Raw genomic sequence first — 17,198 nt, 5'->3', positions numbered from 1 at the left:
AGCCGATGGCCAATGGAGCTTATGCGAGTGCGGGAAGCGAGTTCCTCGCAAACTCGACGACGTCCGGCGTTCAGAATGATGCGACGATCACCGCCCTGGCTACGGGTGGCTTCGTCGTCAGCTGGACAGACAGCAGCGGTATCGGCGGCGACAGCAGCGGGTCGGGGATCAAGGCCCGGCTGTATGATGCCAACGGCGGTGCGCTCGGCGGCGAGTTCCTCGTCAACACCACCACGGCAAATGCGCAGGACCAGGCCTCGGTAGCGGTGCTGGGTTCAGGCGGCTTCGTGGTCACCTGGACAGATGCGAGCGCCGTGGGCCCCGATCCCGACCGTCTCGGCGTCAAGGCTCAGATGTTCGATGCGAACGGCGGGAAGATCGGATCGGAATTCCTGGTCAACAGCACGACCCGGCTCAACCAGAACAGCTCGGTTGTCACCGGGCTCGCATCGGGCGGCTTCGTCATTACTTGGGTCGATGCCAGCGCGACTGCGCCCGATGCAACCGGCACCGGTGTGCGCGCCCAGATTTACAACGAGCTCGGGTTGAAAGTGGGCGGCGAGTTCCTCGTCAATACCACGATCGCGAGCAGCCAGCAGGCGCCCGTCATCACCGGGCTCGCCTCGGGCGGATTCGTGGCGAGCTGGGTGGACAGCAGCGGATTGGGCGGCGACCCGACAGCGCCCAGCATCAAGGCCCAGGTCTTCACCGCCAGCGGTGCGAAGTCGGGCTCCGAGTTCCTGGTCAACAGCACAACGGCGGCGACGCAGGACCAGCCGACCATCACCTCGCTCTCCAACGGCGGTTTCGTCATCGTGTGGCGCGATACCAGCCTCCAGGGGGACACCAGCGGCTCCGGGTTGAAGGCGCAGGTCTTCGCCGCGAGCGGTGCGAAGGTCGGGACGGAATTCCAGGTCAACACGACGGAGTTCAACGCGCAGGACCAGCCTACCGTCACCGGCATCGCCGGCGGCGGCTTCGCGGTCAGCTGGCGCGACAACAGCCTGCTCGCCTCCGATGCCAGCGGCTTCGGCGTGAAGACGCAGGTCTTTGACGATCTTGGCCACAAGGTCGGCGCCGAAATCCAGGTCAACTCCACCACCCTCGGGACACAGGAACTGCCAAGCATCGCTTCGCTCGCATCCGGCGCGCTGGTCATCGGGTGGACCGACCGCAGCGGGCTCGACGGAGACCCCGACGGCGGAATCAAGATGCAGATCCTTACCCCCACAACGGGCGCGATCAGCAACATCAGCCTGTCCAACAACATCGTCTCCGAGGCGGCGGTCGAGAACACGACATTTGCCAGCCTCTCTGCCAATGGCGCCAGCAATGCGCTCTACAGCTATGAGATCGTCGACGATTCCACGGGCGGCGCATTCGCCATCCAGGGCAACCGGCTGGTCGTGCAGGACAGTCTCGCGCTCGACTATGAAAGCGCCTCCAGCGCTACCCTGACCGTCAGGGCAACCGACGGCTTCGGGAACAGCTTCGACAAGGTGTTCGGTCTGTCCGTCACCGACTCCATCGTCGAGAATCGCTATGGCGGCGGATCCGAGCTGCTGGCCAACACCAGCATCGCCAACAACCAGCAGTTCGCGTCGGTCACGGCCATCGCCAACGATCATTATGTCATCACCTGGACCGACGGAAGCGGCCAGGGCGATACCAGCGTGACCGGGATCAAGGGCCGGATCGTCGATGCCGATGGCAATCCGATCGGCGGCGAATTCCTGGTCAATACGCAGACGCTGAACGGCCAGGACAGTTCCGCGGTGGCGGGCCTCACATCGGGCGGCTTCGTCGTGACCTGGACCGACAATAGTGCGGTTGGCGGCGATACCTCGAGCAGCGGCATCAAGGCGCAGGTCTTCGATGCCAACGGCAGCGCCACGGGCGGGGAGTTCCTGATCAACACGTCGACGTTGAATGCACAGAAGACGCCGGTGGTTGCCGGGCTTGCATCCGGCGGCTTTGTCGTGACCTGGGCGGATGCCAGCGGACAGGGGGGCGACAGCAGCGTCAGCAGCGTGAAGGCGCAGCTCTACAACGCGGCGGGCAATGCCGTGGGCTCCGAATTCCTGGTCAACACGAACACCGCCAACGCGCAGGATACGCCGGTTGTCGCCGCGCTGACGGCCGGCGGCTTCGTGGTCAGCTGGCGCGACAGCAGCCTGATCGGCGGCGACACCAGCAAGGATGCCGTGAAGGCGCAACTCTTCGATGCGGCTGGCGCGAAGGTCGGCGGTGAGTTCCTCGTCAACAGCCTGACGCAGGGCAACCAGCAACAGGAAAGCATCACCGCGCTGAGCACCGGCGGTTTCGTGGTCAGCTGGGCCGATGCCAGCCAGCGCGGCGGCGATCCCGACAATTACGGCATCGCCTTCCAGATCTATGACGCGTCCGGATCCCCGCTCGGCGGCCAGTCTCTAGCGAATACGACGACGGCGGGAGCCCAGCTGGCCCCGGCCGTGTCGGCGCTGGCGGACGGCGGCTTCATCATCAGCTGGGCCGATTATGGCGGCAGCGGCCCGGAGGTCGGCACTGCCGGGATCAAAGCACAGATATTTACCGGCGGCGGCGTCAAGATCGGCGGCGAGTTCATCGTCAACGGCCAGCTACCCGGGGTCCAGGCCGATCCCACGGTGGCCGCCGCGGGCAATGGCGGCTTCGCGGTCGCATGGACGGACTATGGCGGGCTTGGCGGCGACGATCTCGGCACGTCGGTCAAGTACAAGATATTCGATCCGCTTGCGGTACAGGGCGGCCCGCCGCCCCTCATCGCCACTGCGGATGTCTTGGCGGGCACCGAGGACCAGCCATCCGTCTTCCAGATATCCGCGCTGCTGGCCAACGATACCGACAGCTACGGACTACCGATATCCATCAGCGGCGTGACGGCCGTCTCGGGCGGTTCGGTGGTGCTCGACGGCAATGGCGGCATCCTGTTCACGCCCTTTGCAAACTTCAACGGCGCAGCGCTGTTCACCTATGCAGCGGGCGACAGCGCCGGCAACAGCGCCACGGGTCATGTCACGATCAACGTCGCCGCGGTCAACGATGCGCCGACCGCGTTCAACGATGCCGTCAACGTGTCCGAGGATGGCGGCACTATCCCAGGCGGCGTGTTGCTCGCCAACGACAAAGATCCCGACGCCGGCGACAAGCTCACTATCCAGCCCCTGCCGCCGACGACGTCGGCGGGCGCCAACCTCAGCCTGGCCAACGGTGTGATCACCTATTCCCCGGGCGCGCTGTTCCAGCAGCTTGCCGCAGGGCAGACGGCAACAGACAGCTTCTCCTATTCGGTCGCCGATCAGGGCGGCATCACATCGAGCGCGACGGTATCGCTTACCATCATGGGCGCCAACGACGCGCCGACCAACCTCAGTCTGTCGAATGCTCAGGTAAACGAAAACGCCGCGGCCGGGACCGTAGTCGGGACGCTATCCGGCCTTGATGTCGACCAGGGCGACACGTTGAGCTTCAGCCTGACCAGCAGCGCAGGCGGACGGTTCATCGTCAACCCGACGACAGGGGTCATCTCCGTCGCAAGCGGTGCGGTGCTCGACTATGAGGCGACGCCGACCCAGTCGATTGTCGGACGCGCCACCGATGCCGCCGGGCTGTTCGCCGAGACGACCTTTACGATCGCCCTGAACAACCTGCCAGAACCCAAGAGCTGGACGGGCGACAACGGCGTCAACATCTTCACGGCACCCACTAACGACTTGTGGACGATCAACGGTCTCGGCGGCAACGACGTGCTGACAGGCAATGCCAGCGCCGACACCATCTTGGGTGGCGCTGGCAACGATACGCTGGATGGCGCAGCAGGTGCCGACTCGCTTGTCGGAGGTATTGGCAACGATAGCTATTATGTCGACAACATTGGCGACAAGGTTGTCGAGAATGTCGGCGAAGGCACCGACACCGTCAACACGTCGGTCGATTTCACCCTCGATCCCAACATCGAGAATCTGAACCAGACAGGTTCGGCGAACCTCTCGATGACCGGCAACGACCTCGCCAACATCGTCAATGGCAATTCCGGCGCAAACGTCATGCATGGCGGCCTCGGCGGCGATTTGCTTACCGGCAATGACGGGAACGACCTGTTATGGGGAGAGGAGGGCGGCGATTTCCTGCAAGGCGGTGCCGGCGCCGACACGCTGATCGGCGGCGTGGGGGCGGATGAGCTGACCGGCGGCGCGGGCGCCGACATATTCCTGTTCGATTATCTCGGCACTTCCGCCGAGCGCGACAAGGTGAAGGACTTCGTCGCCGGGGAAGACCTGTTCCAGCTGTCCCGCACGGTGTTCACCGCCTTCTCCAACCTGCCGGCAGGCGCGATCCCGGCATCAGGATTCTTCAACGGCGCCCAAGCCGTGAGCACCGACCAGCATCTCATCTACCAGCAGTCGACGGGAAATCTCTATTATGATCCCGATGGCGTCGGCGGGCTGGCTCAGATCCAGATCGGGCTGCTGAGCACCAAGCCGGTGCTGGCGGCGAGCAGTTTCATACTGATCTGAGCGACGTTCGCAGCAGGGCCGTTCCAAAGGGCGATCCGGATCGAACCAGTCCACGACCATGCCGGGGAAATGCCGTCACTTTCGCGCGGGCGCCGGCGGGCCGAAGCCATTCTGATAGTCTATCTTCGCCTGCGCTTTGAGAGCGGTCAGAGTACGCTGTAGCGCTTCTTCCGCGGACTGTTTGCGCATGAGCGCCAGGCCGGCCGATTGGGCGTCGTCGCCAATCAGCGGCGCAGGAGTTCTTTTCAGGACGGTGACGATCGTCGCGATCCCGCCAGACGCCAGGCCGAAGGGCTCCTGGCCGGCAGCGAGCATTTGCGCAAGGATCGGCTGCGGCATCGAGATGGTGTCGAGTTCCCGCGTCGCCCGCTCGAACTGGATGCCGTTCTGCCGCAGGCCCGCGGTGACATCGTCAAGCGACTTCGCAGCAGCGAACCAGCCCGTGCGCAGCACTGACTCCGGCGCGCGGATCTGGTCCACGGTCAAAATCTCACGCCTTTCGAAGCGAGTGGGATTCTCCGCGACATAACGCGACACATCCAGGTCGAGCGGCGTATGCACCGACTGCGCGATCTGCTGCTGCAGCAACTGGATCGCGATGCTGTCCGACGCCTGCCGAACCGCAGCCAGATATTCCGGCGACTTGTCGATCTTGCGCTCCTTGGCCGCCTCGACCAGCAGTTCGCGGTTTATCAGCTGCGACAGCGCCTCGTTCTGGCGCTGCTTGCGTTGAGCCGCCGATGCCGACCCGCTGTCGCGGATGAGCATGTTGAGCTGCTGCCGGGTGATCTCGTCACCGTTGACGGTAGCGATGACCTGCCCTTCCGGCTTCTTCCCGCAGCCGGCCAGCAGCGCCAGGCCAGCGATCAACATCATGGTGCGGTGGGGGTTTTTCATTGCTCTCTCCCGATAACATGCTGGCATTGGCGGCGGCGGATGTTCATGCCTTCGGACCTAGCATGACTTTCAACGCGGTTGGCCCGGACATTTCCGTCAATTCCCTGGCAAACGACTTCAGCAGCGCGAGCGACCGATCCTGGTCGGGCGATATGATCGACATCCGCACGATCACTCCGTCGGGGATCGAGCCCGAGAAGTTGCTATGAACGACAGCCAGGTTTTCCTCGAGCCACGTCGTTGGAAAGGAGGTGCCGATGCGCGTCCAGTATAGCAGCTGCTCGATGCGGCTATAGGCGCTGGCGGTGAAGAAGCCGCTCGCTATGCGTTCTCCGCCACGCACGTCGACGCTGACGGTCCGCTTCGGCCCGAGCGTGAAACCGTTGGCCGGATAGCACGCCTCCGGCCGGTGAACCTGGAACAGGCCGGTCTGCCCGCTGCCATAGGCGATCAGCAGCATCAACACGACGCCCGACGGATGCTGATAGGCGCGGGTGAGCACCTGATCGTATATGCGCAGCGGGTCGGCGTCCTCCGGCGGCAATACGAAGCTGCTGGCGCGCTTCGTCGACCAGGATCCGATCGTGGCCGGGATCGATTTCTCCAGAGCGCCCTTCGGGAGTGGGTTGGTGCTGCGGTTCGGCTTCAGTGCCAGGCCGGCAGCCGATGCCGAGAGCAACAGCGTCCCGAACAGAAGCTGCCGGCGCGACGGCGAGATGCCGGCCCAGCTGTCCTGGCTCATATCGTCACGCGGCCTTGTCGGCCGCTCCGGCCACGAATGGCGCGCACGGCCGTATCGGCGGTGACGAGCGCGACCATCGCGACCACGAACATGAAGATCGCGGCAAAGTCATGGACGAACCCCTGCCCGACGGCGTCACCGAAATAATGGGTGACGAGGATCAGCACGAAAACCCTCGTGAAGTTGGCCGTCACCGCAATGGGGAAGATCAGGATCAGCAGGGGTAGCGATTCCCGCCAGCGGCCTTCGTAGCAGACATAGACGTAGAACACGCCGATAGCCGAAAGGGTTAGCAACGAATTAAGACCTGAGCAGGCTGTCGCAACGAGTATCTCATATTGGTCGATGAAGATCACGACACCTGCCTGCGCGACCTCGTATCCAAGCCTGGAGAGAATTTCGACAGCCATTGAGGATATACCCATCTTGAGCAGCCGGCTCAGGGGAAGCACGATGGTGTCGAGCTGCGGGAACATGAACACCATGTACAGCAGCGGAAACCACATCGCGCGCAACGCTGCCGCTCCGGCGTGGTAATAGAATAGGACGATGCAGGCGGCATAGGCGGACAGGCACTCGACCCCGAGCCAGCCCAGCACCCGGGCGGCGACGAACAGCAGCAGCGCCGGCACCAGCACGATCATCGTCAATGGCAGCGAACCTGGCCGCGAAAGCCCTATGATCTTGCGGCGTTCCCGGCCGATCAGCCATAGCCCCGACGCGAAGATCAGCGGCCCATGGGCGGTCTGTTCCTCGGTCCATGCGCCACGCGCAAGATCGATTATCGTCGGAATCACGAAGATCGCCAGGCTGAGCCAGAAAAACCACGCTGGTTTGACTATTCGCCAAATGCGGAGCGGACTGCGGACGGAGTCCGGGCTGCCCAGCGTGGCACCATCCTTTAAAATTGAATGATCCAAGTCCTGAACCGAGGCCTCATGTCCGTATTGCTGGTCGAGCGACCTCGACGGCTGACCAAACGCAACTTTGTCGAGAAGGATGCACGCGCCATGAAAATTTATTGGAACAATTTCGTGACTACGTTCGCTGGGCCGCATGCGTGATCGGGCAATACGCGAAAAAGGGCGAAAGCGTTCACCAAGTTCATGGGCCAAACCAGGCGGGGTCATCAGGGAATGACAAAAAATATAGTGTTCACCAGAGGGTTGATCGCCGCGGGACTTGCTCTGGCAGGAACAGCCTTGCAGGCGCAGAGCGTTGAACTTACCGACTCTCGGCCGACGACATATGATCCCTCCGGCATTGGCGCGGGAGGCTTCAGGATCTACCCCTCCGTGCAGGCCCGATTGACCTACGATGACAATATATTTCTGCGCGATAACAACGTCGTCGGTGACGGCCTGGTAACGGTCACGCCCAGCGTCGTCGCCCGATCGAACTGGACGAGCCACAGCCTGGTGATGAGCGCGTCGTCCACCGTACGGCGCTATTTTTCCAATCAGGACCAGAACAGCGAAGAATATCGGGCCACGGCCGATGGCCGGCTGGACATCTTGCAGTCGTGGAACGTCGGGGCAACGGCCGACTATGGGCATCTTGTTGAACCCCGTGGCACCGTCGGCAACGACTTCGTCACCGGCGAGCCGGTCCGCTATGATCGCTATAGCGCCGCACTCCGCACCGCCAAGTCATTCAACCGGATAGCCTTCAGCGGCGGAGTCAGCGCCGACCGTTATCGCTACCAGGACATAAAGGGCGGCGGCATATTTGTCGACCAGAGCCTGAGAGACCATGATACGCTGGTCGCGCGATTTCGGGTCGATAACCGGATCGGCGGCTCCTCTAGCGTGTTCGTCTCCACCTCGATCAACAAGATCAACTACCGCAATCTGAAGAGCCGCGATTCCAAGGGCTACACCGCGCTCGCCGGCATCAGGTTCGAAGTCACGCGCCTGCTCCACGGCGAGGCCGGGCTTGGCTATATTCATCAATCCTTCGACGACCCTCGTTTCCGGGGGTTCAGTGGCCTCAATTACAGCGCCAACCTGATCTACGAACCCACTCGACTGACCACCTTCCGCCTGAAAGCCAGCCGGCAGATCGCGGATAGCGCCATCGCCGGGGTGCCCGGCGTGCTGCAGAGCCGCGTGCGCTTGGAAGTCGAGCACGAACTGCTGAGGCGGCTGATTCTTACGGGTTACGTCGAAGGAACTCGGGAAACCTATCGCGGCATCGACCGTCGCGAACAGCGCTACTATGCCGGAGCCGGTGCGCGATATTATCTGAACCGCAACTTCGCCGTCACACTCGCATATGATCGTCAGCAGCAGAATGGGCGCGGCCTGTTCAACAACGACTATCGCGGAAATCGCATTTCCCTGTCCATTCTGGCCCAGCGCTGATCTAGCGTTCTCGCAAGGGTTCCGGTGCCAATGTGCAGAGCAGCACATTGGCACCTCGGCTTGCCTCCCAAAATGCCGCACTCGGCGCAAAAGTATATGCCGCACCGCACAAATGGCCGCTTTTATCTCACCGACCACCGAGGCGGCGAAACGAAATCGGGCAACGCACGTTGTGGCCCGGTGAGCTCCTGCGGCACGAGGGTACCCCATTGTCCACTAATATCGATCTCTACCGGGACCACGAGATAGCACGTCAAAATCTCGCACTGACAGGGAACACTGGCGAAGAAGCCGCGAAGGACAAAGTCAATTTCAACACGCTGATCGCGATATTGCGGCGGCGTAGGGCTCTGTTTTTCGGCGTCTTGCTTGGAATCGTTTCGCTGGTGGCTTTGATGACATTCCGGGCGACGCCGCTCTATTCAGCGTCGTCGCAGGTCGTCTTTGACAGCAGGCCGACGCAGGTGACACCGCTGCAGGAGCAGATCGTCCCCGACACCGGCGAGATTTCCTCACCCATCGTCGACACGCAGGTCGAGGTCATCCGCTCCAGCGAGTTGGCCAACCAGGTTGCCGACGCGCTACAGCTCGACAAGCTTCCGGCGCTTGATCCTCGCAACGCGAAGCCCGGCCGTCTCGCTTCGCTCCAGTCGTTCATCACCGGAACGCCGCCACCCTTGTCGCAGCGTGCCTATGATCCGCAGGCGCAGCGGGAATATGTTCTCCGTTTCCTGAAGGACAAACTCGAAGTCGCTCGCGCGGGAGCATCCTACGCGCTGACGATCACCTTCACGTCGACAAGTCCGGAGTTTTCGACGCTCGTCGCGAACGAATATGCGAGGCAATATTCGCTCCAGGCGCAGAAGGACAAGCGCAGGGAAAATGCGGAAGCCATCGTCTTCCTCAAGAAGCGGATGGAAGAGCTGCGCCGCCAGGCCCAGATCGACACCCGCGCCGTGCAGGATTACCGCATCGCGCATAATCTGCTGAGCACCAATGCCGCGCAGCTGACCGAGCAGAATGTCTCGGTCTACGACCAGCAACTGGCGATGTCGCGCGCCGCCGCCGCGGAAGACCGCGCCAGGCTCGCCACCGCGGAGCAGCAGCTCAGAAGCGGGTCGCGGGGCGACGATGTCGGCGCAGCGTTGCAATCACCGGTCGTATCGTCATTGCGGACGCAGCGGGCGCAGTTGGGCGCCGAGCTCGCAAACCTGCAGGCTCGATATGGCCCGCTGCACCCTGACATCATCAAACTCAAGGAGCAGGTGGCCGATCTCGACAAATCTATCCAAGGCGAGATCAGCCGTGTCATCTCCAATCTCAAGGCCAACACCAATGTGTCCAGCCAGCGCCTGTCCTCGGTGGCCGGTAGCCTCGGCGCGGCGCGAGGAACGCTGGCGAGCAGCAATCGCGCGCTGGTTGGTTTCGACGATCTCACCCGCAAGGCCGAAACATCGCAGGGACTCTACGAGGCGTACCTGAACCGCTACAAGACCGCTGCGGCGCAGGAGGGCACCGAGACCGCCGATGCCCGTGTTGTCTCCTGGGCACAGCCGCCAGACGGACCCAGCAGCCCGAACATCCCGCTCAACATGTTTTTCGCGCTTGCCCTGGGCGTTGGTGCGGGGCTGGCCGCTGCATTCGGAGGCGAACTGCTCTTCTCTGGCCTGACCACCGGGGAAGACGTCGAAAACAACCTTCACGTCCCCTATCTGGGAACGATCCCGCTGCTCGACTCCGTCGTCGACAATCCGCCTGCCCCGTTCGAGGCAGTGGCAGAGCATCCGCATTCCAGCTTCAACGCGTCGCTGCGCAGCCTGCGAACGTCGATCGAATATTCGGTTGGAGCGGTTGTCCAGGTCGTTGCGATTACGTCAGCGGTGCCGAAGGAAGGAAAAAGCACCACGGCCGCCTGCCTGGCCCGGGTTGCCGCCATCGATGGCGAAAAAGTCGTTCTGGTGGACTGCGATCCGCGGCGCCGGGCAGCCAACAAGTTGATCGCCGATCCCGCCGATGCCGGCCTGATCGAGGTGCTCCGCGGTCGCGCATCATTGAGCGACGCCCTCATCCAGCATCATGAGAGCGGGATTTGGATCCTACCGCTCAACAAGACCCCCGTCGATGGCGGCGAGATGGTCACGGGCGATGCGCTCGCCAACGTCATCAAGAAACTTCGCGAGGAGTTCACCTATATCATCATCGACACGCCGCCGGTGCTGCCGGTGGTCGATGCACGCGTGATCGCGACGCTGGCCGATGCCGTGCTGTTCATCGCGCGTTGGCGCAAGACGCCCGACCATGCGGTTCGCAATGCGCTGAAGCTGCTGCCCGCGCGCCGTATGCATCTGGCCGGCGTCGTGCTCAGCCAGGTCGATATGCGCAAGCAATCCCGCTTCGGATATGGCGACGCCACCGCCTATTATGACAGCTACAAGGAATATTACAGTTGAGCGCCGAGTTCCCACGTGAAGCCTGGCGGGCGACATGCGAAGCGCCGCGCCGCGTGGCGATCATCCATTACTGGCTGGTCGGCATGCGCGGCGGCGAACGAGTGCTCGAGCGTCTGCTGCGCCTATTTCCTCAAGCTGACATCTTCACCCACGTCTATGTGCCGAACCAGGTCTCCTCGTTGATTAGGAGCCACAAGGTTACGACCACCTTCATCAACAAGCTTCCCTGGGCCTCGAAGCTCTATCAGAAGTACCTGCCGCTGATGCCGCTCGCGCTCGAAGAGCTGGACCTGCGCGGCTATGATCTGGTGATCAGCAGCGAGTCCGGCCCTGCCAAGGGCGTAATCACAGCAAACGATGCCTTTCACCTCTGCTATTGCCACTCGCCGATGCGCTATCTGTGGGACCATTACCACGATTACCGTCACTCCGCGGGCTTCCTATCCAGGATGGCAATGCCATGGGTCTTCCATCGCCTTCGGGCGTGGGATTCCGGCTCGGCGCACGGGGTCGACACGATTCTCGCCAATTCCAACTTCATCCGGAAGCGGGTGCAGAAAGCATGGGGCCGCGATGCGCAGGTGGTATTCCCACCCGTCGACGTAGACCTGTTCAGGCCCACCACCGATCTCGAGGACCGTTATCTCTGGGTCGGCCAGATGACACCCTACAAGCGCGCGGACCTGGCGGTCGACGCCTTCAACGAATTGAAGCTTCCCCTGCTGATGGTTGGCGAAGGCGAGATGGCGGCGGAGCTAAGGCGCCGCGCCGGGCCGAACATCACGATCGTCTCCAAGCTGAACTTCGACCAGTTGCGCCTTGCCTATTCGCGGGCCAAGGCGCTCGTGTTCACGCCCGAGGAAGATTTCGGCATCGTGCCCGTCGAGGCGATGGCGTCGGGGCGCCCGGTGCTGGCCTATGGGAAGGGCGGCGCGCTCGACACCGTAGCGCCGGGACGCAGCGGTCTTTACTTCGCCGAACAGACGACCGCGTCGCTGGTGGAAGGCGTTCGGGCGATGGAGGCCTGGCTGCCGGCCTTCGATCCGGCAGCGGCCATGAGCCAGGCGCGCAAATTCTCTCCGGACAAGTTCGATGCCGGCATATTGGGGGCGCTTGCGCGGTGAGAACGGTCAAGATCGATGCCCTGCGCTCATAGGGCCTGACCGATGCTACCGACGCTCCTCGGGCTGATCCTGTTCGCCACCGGGCTGTTCCTGCTGTTCAGGAGAAGCATCGAGGCGATGGTCGCCTTCTGTTTCGCCTGCACACTGCTCGGCGGCGGTGCCGCGGCGGTGCTGCCGGCGCTCGGGGGCGCGTCCATCCCGCCGGCCTATCTTGGCCTGGCTTTCGCCATTTTGCGGATTTTCCTGCCTGGCGAACGGCGGGGGCGGCTTGTGCAGGACAGCCTGGGTGCCAACCTGTTCCTGCTGGTCTTCGCCAGCTACGGGGTCGTCTCGGCCTTCATCCTGCCGAGGCTCTTCGCCGGGGACATCAATGTCGTTCCACTGAAGCCGGTTGGCCTGCGCGGCATGTTCGGAACCACTCCCCTCGTCTTCACCTCGCAGAATATCACCGCGTCGCTGAGCCTCATCGCGACCGCGCTCTATGCCGTCGTGACATATGTCGCCTGCCGCCAGCCGCGGGGTGCGATCGTCATCGTCAAGGCTGCAACCATAGTGGCCTTTGTCCATGTCTATCTCGGCGTCAGCGCGTCGCTGCTCGCCGGCACTCCCTACTCGCTGTTTATCGATTTCTTCCGTAACGGCTCTTATTATCAATATAATCAGGGGATAGGCGGATTTGCGCGGATAACCGGCGTGTGGCCGGAGCCATCGGCCTATGCGAATTTCGGCTTCTTCTGGTTTGTATTCTCATGCGAATGCTGGCTTCGTGACGTCATGCCACGGCGTACCGGTTGCGCCGCCTTCCTGATGGGACTTGTGCTGGTCGTCTCGACCTCGTCTACCGCCTATGCCGGGCTGGCCGCCTATCTGGCTCTCTTCATGGTCCGGATGATCCTGTTCCCGAATAGCCTCAAATTTTCCAAGGCGGCGATGCTCATGGCGACGGCACTGGCAATGGTGATCGGCGTGTGCGTGCTGATCCTGTTCCACCCGTCGCTGGCGAAGACGCTCGGCGATATCCTCTACGCCCTTACGATCGAAAAGGGCGACAGCCTGTCGGGCCAGCAGCGGGCGTTCTGGGCAAAGCAGGGCGTCGACGCCTTCTTCGCATCGAAGGGGCTGGGCATCGGTGTCGGCAGCTTCCGCTCGTCCAGCCTCATCACGGCCGTTCTCGGATCGACCGGGATCATCGGCTCGGCGACTCTCATCCTGTTCCTCCTCCACGTCTTCAAGCCCGGCCGGATGTCGACCTATGTCAGCCGCAGCAACCCGGTCGAGGACGTCGGCGCCGCAGCCGGCTGGACGGTGATCATGTCGCTGTTTCCTCTCGGTGTCAGCTGGCCGACGGCTGATCCGGGCTATGTGTTCGGCATATTCTGCGGCGTCGCGCTGGCCCTTCGCGCGGCCCCTGCGCGGGTGAGATCGAACCGCGGTCTCGCGCCCCCGGCTGGCCGACCGATCGCATTCGAAGCCGCCACTTGATCGGGACAGCACGCACTGCCCTTGCAATTGCTGGTCTCTGTTCGGCAATCGCCGTCATAGGTCTGCTGGGCAGCTTCTCGGACGTGGCCGACTCGGTCAACCAGCTTTCGATGCTGTGGTGCCCCATAGGCCTGCTGGCATCGGCGTTCCTGATCCGGACCGCCAGAAAGGCTGCGCTCGCGAGCTTCGTGATGCTGGGGCTCTACGCATCGGTGATGCTGTTGCCCGAGCTGTTCACGAAGGCCGCCCTGCACCGGGAGATGGGCGGTACGGGCGACATCAAGCTCATCCAGTTCAACCTGTTCAAGAACAACAGGGATCCACAGGCCGCCGTCGATTGGCTGCTTGCGCAGGACGCGGACATCATCACGATCAGCGAAGGCTCCAACAAAGCCCGCCAGATCCTGCGCGGCCTCGAACCGGCCTATCCTTATCAGTTCAGTTGCCGAGCAACATATTTCTGCTCGACGCTGATCCTTTCGAAGCGTGCACCGATCGAGGTCGAATATCTCGGCACCGGCGATCAGGAGAATGCGAAGGGGCTGTCGGCGGTCAAGGCGACGTTCGAGGATGGGAGCGTTCCATTCTCCGTGATCTCCGTTCATTTGATGCGGCCCTGGCCTTTCAACGACCAGGGATCCGCGATCACGGCCCTACGCAAGGCGGTCCGACGATCGGAGCAGGACAGGCTGATCGTTGCGGGCGACTTCAACACGCCGCCGCACAGCTATGCCATGGAACGGCTCGATCGCGCGCTCGGCCTGCGCCGGATAACGCGGGAGATGCCGACCTGGCCTGCCTTGCTGCCGCGGAGGCACAGCTGGCCCCTGCCGTTACTGGGGCTTGATCATGTCTATGCCGGCCGCGCCTGGCGGGTGGCCTCGCTTCGTACCGGACCGTCGAGCGGCTCCGATCACCGGCCCGTTATCGCGACCTTGGCGCTGGCGCGTTCACCCGCCCCTTCGGGCAGTTCCGCGATCGAGAGCATGAAGCGATAGAGCTTCTCGGCGAGCGTCGCCGGGTGGAACGCAGTGGCCCGTTGCGCCGCATTTTCGCGCATGGTTTCCAGGCCCTGCCGGTCCTCGATCAGGCGCTCCATGGCCTTCGCCCAGGCCGGCACGTCGCCGGCTTCGACGAGCAGGCCATTATCTTCGTGATGAACGAGTTCGGGGATCCCGCCCTTGTTGCTACCCAGAATCGCCAGCCGGCAATTCAGCGCATTGATGGCAACGCCAGGCGAGTTCTCCGCCCAGATCGAAGGTATGCACAGCACATCACTGGCCACCATCCAGTTGCTGACCTCCTCCTGCGGAACCCTGCCTGTGAAATGAACCCAGCTGCGATCGCCATAGCTGTTCCGCAAGCCTGCTGCGCTTGGCCCTTCCCCGACGATCGTCAGCGAGAAATCATGGCGCTCGGCCAGCGAATCCGCCGCAGCAAGCAGGGTCTCGACTCCCTTCGTCGGGTGGATGCGCCCGACATACAGAAAGCGCACCTTCTCGGACGGTGCGGAGGTGACGGTCGGTTCCGGATAGCGGTTCGGATTGGGCGCAACCAGCGTCAGATATCTGTGCAGGGGGAAATGTGCCTCGACCGTCTCCAGGTTGGCGCTGGACGGCGAATAGAAACCCAGTCGCCTGACCTTGGCTATGAGGTGCTGCTTCCACCATGACGAAGCGACGCAGGTGGCGCAGCGCGTGCGGCATTCGCGGCCGTCCTTGAACATGCTCGAACGCAGGCAGATCACCGCCAGATCGTGAAGCGCGAACATCACGGGCAAGTCGCGTTTCGCCAAGCTGGCGAGGATGTTGAATCCAATCCCCGCGAGCAGGTGGATATTCACGAACTCGGGCTGGAACGCATCGATGACCTTCTCGACCAGGCGACGGTTTCGCGGATCGAGATGGTCCTGGAGGTGCCACAGCATCTTTTGTGGCTTGGGGCGGTCGATATGGTTCGCGGCGGCGTAGCGCCGCGGCATCCAAATCCGCCAGACCCTGAGGCCGTCCTTGTCGACGACGTCATCCTCCGCCTCGCCGGGAAGGTTGGCCGTGGTTACGACGCCGACCTCATGCCCCTGGCTCTTCAACCATCGGGCAAGATTCCAGGCGGAGATCTCCGCGCCGCCGATCACGTTGGGCGGGAAGAGAGTGGAAATGACGAGAACGCGCACCGCTCTGGCCCGGCCTCAAGAAGTGGATGGGCGATGGCTGCCCAGCGCACCAGCCCAGTTTCGGCGCGACAATATCAAGACCGCGGCCCGAGACGAGCAGGGCTCCACAGACCGGCAGCGGTCGAGCGTGCCCCTCCCAGGAACAGCACCCAGATGACTGACGAGATGCCCACGCCTGCCAGCCCGGTCAGCGAGATGGCGATCATGGTCAACAGGGTGCCGAGGACGAGAGCGGCGATGTTCAGAACCGCCACAGCCGTGTCCCGCCGTCGGCTGTAGAGGCCGACATTGAAGATATCTGACACGGGCTTCATCACCGCTGCGCACACCATCGACAAGAATAATGTAGACTGCTCCGTAAGTTGGCGGATGTCCACCATCGGCAAGATGTACAGTACCACCCCGATCATCGGCGCGGCGAGGCAGAGCCCGAATGAAGTGGCCTGCCTGACGTAACTGACCAGAACGCGGCGCCAGCGTTCTTGATCCGGATCGTCGATCGCCCTCGCCAAAGAAGGCAGAGCGATCTGCACCGTCGACACGTGAACGAGCACATAAAGGCTGTTGGTGATCGAAAAGGCGAAGGTATAGATGCCGGTCGCGGTGCTGCCCAATAGCCAATATACCACGAAGCGATCGAGGTAGGTCTGGCCGGCAAGCCCGAGATCGTTGACATATATGAGCGGGTTGGCGCGGGCTCGCTTGAGCAGCGCGCAGACGCGCGGTGCCCGCTTCCAGAATGGCGTCCCGATGCGTCGCATGAAGAAGAGGGCCGCGATCACCCCGCTGACGATGAGAGCGAGGAGCCAGGCGGCGAATATGGCCGACAGGCTGCGCAGCGCCGGAGCCGCGATCCCGAGCAGGATGACCGGCGGGATCCAGCTTGCCGAGCGGATGAACAGCAACAGGTTTGCCAGCACCGCATGCCCACGGTTGATGATCATCACGTGCATGTCGGTCGCCAACGTCTCCAGGCTGACGATAAGGCCGAGGAGCAGAGGATAGCCGCCGAGCAGAGACAGGCTCCACGCCCCCGACAGGGCCGCGCAGAGCCACACTAGCGCCAACATGGACACGCTGACGATCAGCCTGTCCCGCGCGGCCAGATGGGCTTCAGTCTGGCTCATTGCCAGGATGTCTCGGTTGAGATGATAGTTGATGCCGAGCCCCAGCAATGGAGGCATGATCCCAGCGAGGCCCACCGCCAGCCCGAACGTCCCGAGGCTTTCTATGCTGAGATATCGAAGCGCGTAGATCGAAAGAGCGAAGCGGCTTGCGAGCGCCGTCGCGCGCAAGGACATTGCCGTCACCTGGGTGACCGAAGGAAGCTGGTGTGAAAACCGCATCATGTGAAATCCGGCGCCCACGTCACGGCTCGAGGCGATCGGCACGACGGCGCCGCCACGCCCGATCCAGATCCGCGGGATCGCCT

At 62.9% G+C, this 17,198-nt stretch carries 11 protein-coding genes; 6 read left to right on the top strand and 5 right to left on the bottom strand.

Translation table 11 applies throughout. From position 1 onward, the window contains the following. Nucleotides 1-5: 5 nt before the first annotated feature. Complete coding sequence (locus AC1DPF_RS17025) at nt 6-4,535, top strand: beta strand repeat-containing protein (protein WP_477962510.1); 4,530 nt, start codon at nt 6-8, stop codon at nt 4,533-4,535. A gap of 75 nt (nt 4,536-4,610) precedes the next feature. Here AC1DPF_RS17025 and AC1DPF_RS17020 read toward each other — a convergent pair whose 3' ends face one another. The 3 genes from AC1DPF_RS17020 to xrtV are packed head-to-tail and all read right to left on the bottom strand — an operon-like array spanning nt 4,611 to nt 7,304. Then, nucleotides 4,611-5,432 carry a SurA N-terminal domain-containing protein gene (locus tag AC1DPF_RS17020; RefSeq protein WP_477867313.1) on the bottom strand — a complete coding sequence of 274 codons (822 nt, stop codon included), beginning with the start codon at nt 5,430-5,432 and terminating at the stop codon, nt 4,611-4,613. Nucleotides 5,433-5,475: 43 nt separating this feature from the next. Then, nucleotides 5,476-6,174: an exosortase-associated protein EpsI, V-type gene (gene epsI / locus AC1DPF_RS17015; RefSeq protein WP_477962508.1), complete on the bottom strand. Its 699-nt coding sequence runs from the start codon at nt 6,172-6,174 to the stop codon at nt 5,476-5,478. Then, the gene (xrtV, locus tag AC1DPF_RS17010) at nt 6,171-7,304 is read right to left on the bottom strand and encodes an exosortase V (protein WP_477962506.1); all 1,134 of its coding nucleotides are present in this window, start codon (nt 7,302-7,304) and stop codon (nt 6,171-6,173) included. The genes epsI and xrtV overlap by 4 nt, the downstream gene beginning before the upstream one ends. On the opposite strand from xrtV, the gene AC1DPF_RS17005 reads away from it, so the two are divergent. The 5 genes from AC1DPF_RS17005 (at nt 7,281) to AC1DPF_RS16985 (ending at nt 14,591) form a co-directional block, all read left to right on the top strand. Next, complete coding sequence (locus AC1DPF_RS17005; RefSeq protein WP_477962504.1) at nt 7,281-8,537, top strand: outer membrane beta-barrel protein; 1,257 nt, start codon at nt 7,281-7,283, stop codon at nt 8,535-8,537. The two genes, xrtV and AC1DPF_RS17005, sit on opposite strands and share 24 nt — an antisense overlap. Nucleotides 8,538-8,932: 395 nt before the next feature. Beyond that, nucleotides 8,933-10,987, top strand: coding sequence for a GumC family protein (locus AC1DPF_RS17000; protein WP_477867727.1), 2,055 nt, complete (start codon nt 8,933-8,935; stop codon nt 10,985-10,987). Beyond that, nucleotides 10,984-12,111, top strand: coding sequence for a glycosyltransferase (locus tag AC1DPF_RS16995; RefSeq protein ID WP_477867321.1), 1,128 nt, complete (start codon nt 10,984-10,986; stop codon nt 12,109-12,111). Before AC1DPF_RS17000 ends, AC1DPF_RS16995 begins: the two co-directional genes overlap by 4 nt. Nucleotides 12,112-12,153: 42 nt before the next feature. Continuing rightward, nucleotides 12,154-13,593 (top strand): glycoside hydrolase, encoded by a 1,440-nt coding sequence (locus tag AC1DPF_RS16990; protein WP_477962502.1) that lies wholly within the window; start codon nt 12,154-12,156, stop codon nt 13,591-13,593. Nucleotides 13,594-13,676: 83 nt separating this feature from the next. Then, on the top strand, nt 13,677-14,591 hold the full coding sequence (locus tag AC1DPF_RS16985) for an endonuclease/exonuclease/phosphatase family protein (protein WP_477962500.1): 915 nt from the start codon (nt 13,677-13,679) through the stop codon (nt 14,589-14,591). Here AC1DPF_RS16985 and AC1DPF_RS16980 read toward each other — a convergent pair. Both AC1DPF_RS16980 and AC1DPF_RS16975 read right to left on the bottom strand, forming a co-directional pair. After that, the gene (locus tag AC1DPF_RS16980; RefSeq protein WP_477867327.1) at nt 14,507-15,766 is read right to left on the bottom strand and encodes a glycosyltransferase family 4 protein; all 1,260 of its coding nucleotides are present in this window, start codon (nt 15,764-15,766) and stop codon (nt 14,507-14,509) included. The genes AC1DPF_RS16985 and AC1DPF_RS16980 overlap by 85 nt on opposite strands. 74 nt (nt 15,767-15,840) lie before the next feature. After that, nucleotides 15,841-17,198, bottom strand: a 1,358-nt coding sequence (locus AC1DPF_RS16975) for a lipopolysaccharide biosynthesis protein (RefSeq protein ID WP_477962498.1), incomplete at its 5' end; no start/stop codon positions are given.

The sequence above is a fragment of the Rhizorhabdus sp. P4_G6 genome (genome assembly GCF_056401045.1).
Note: the sequence above shows the minus strand (reverse complement) of the source record. Positions and strands in the feature narration are given on the sequence as shown.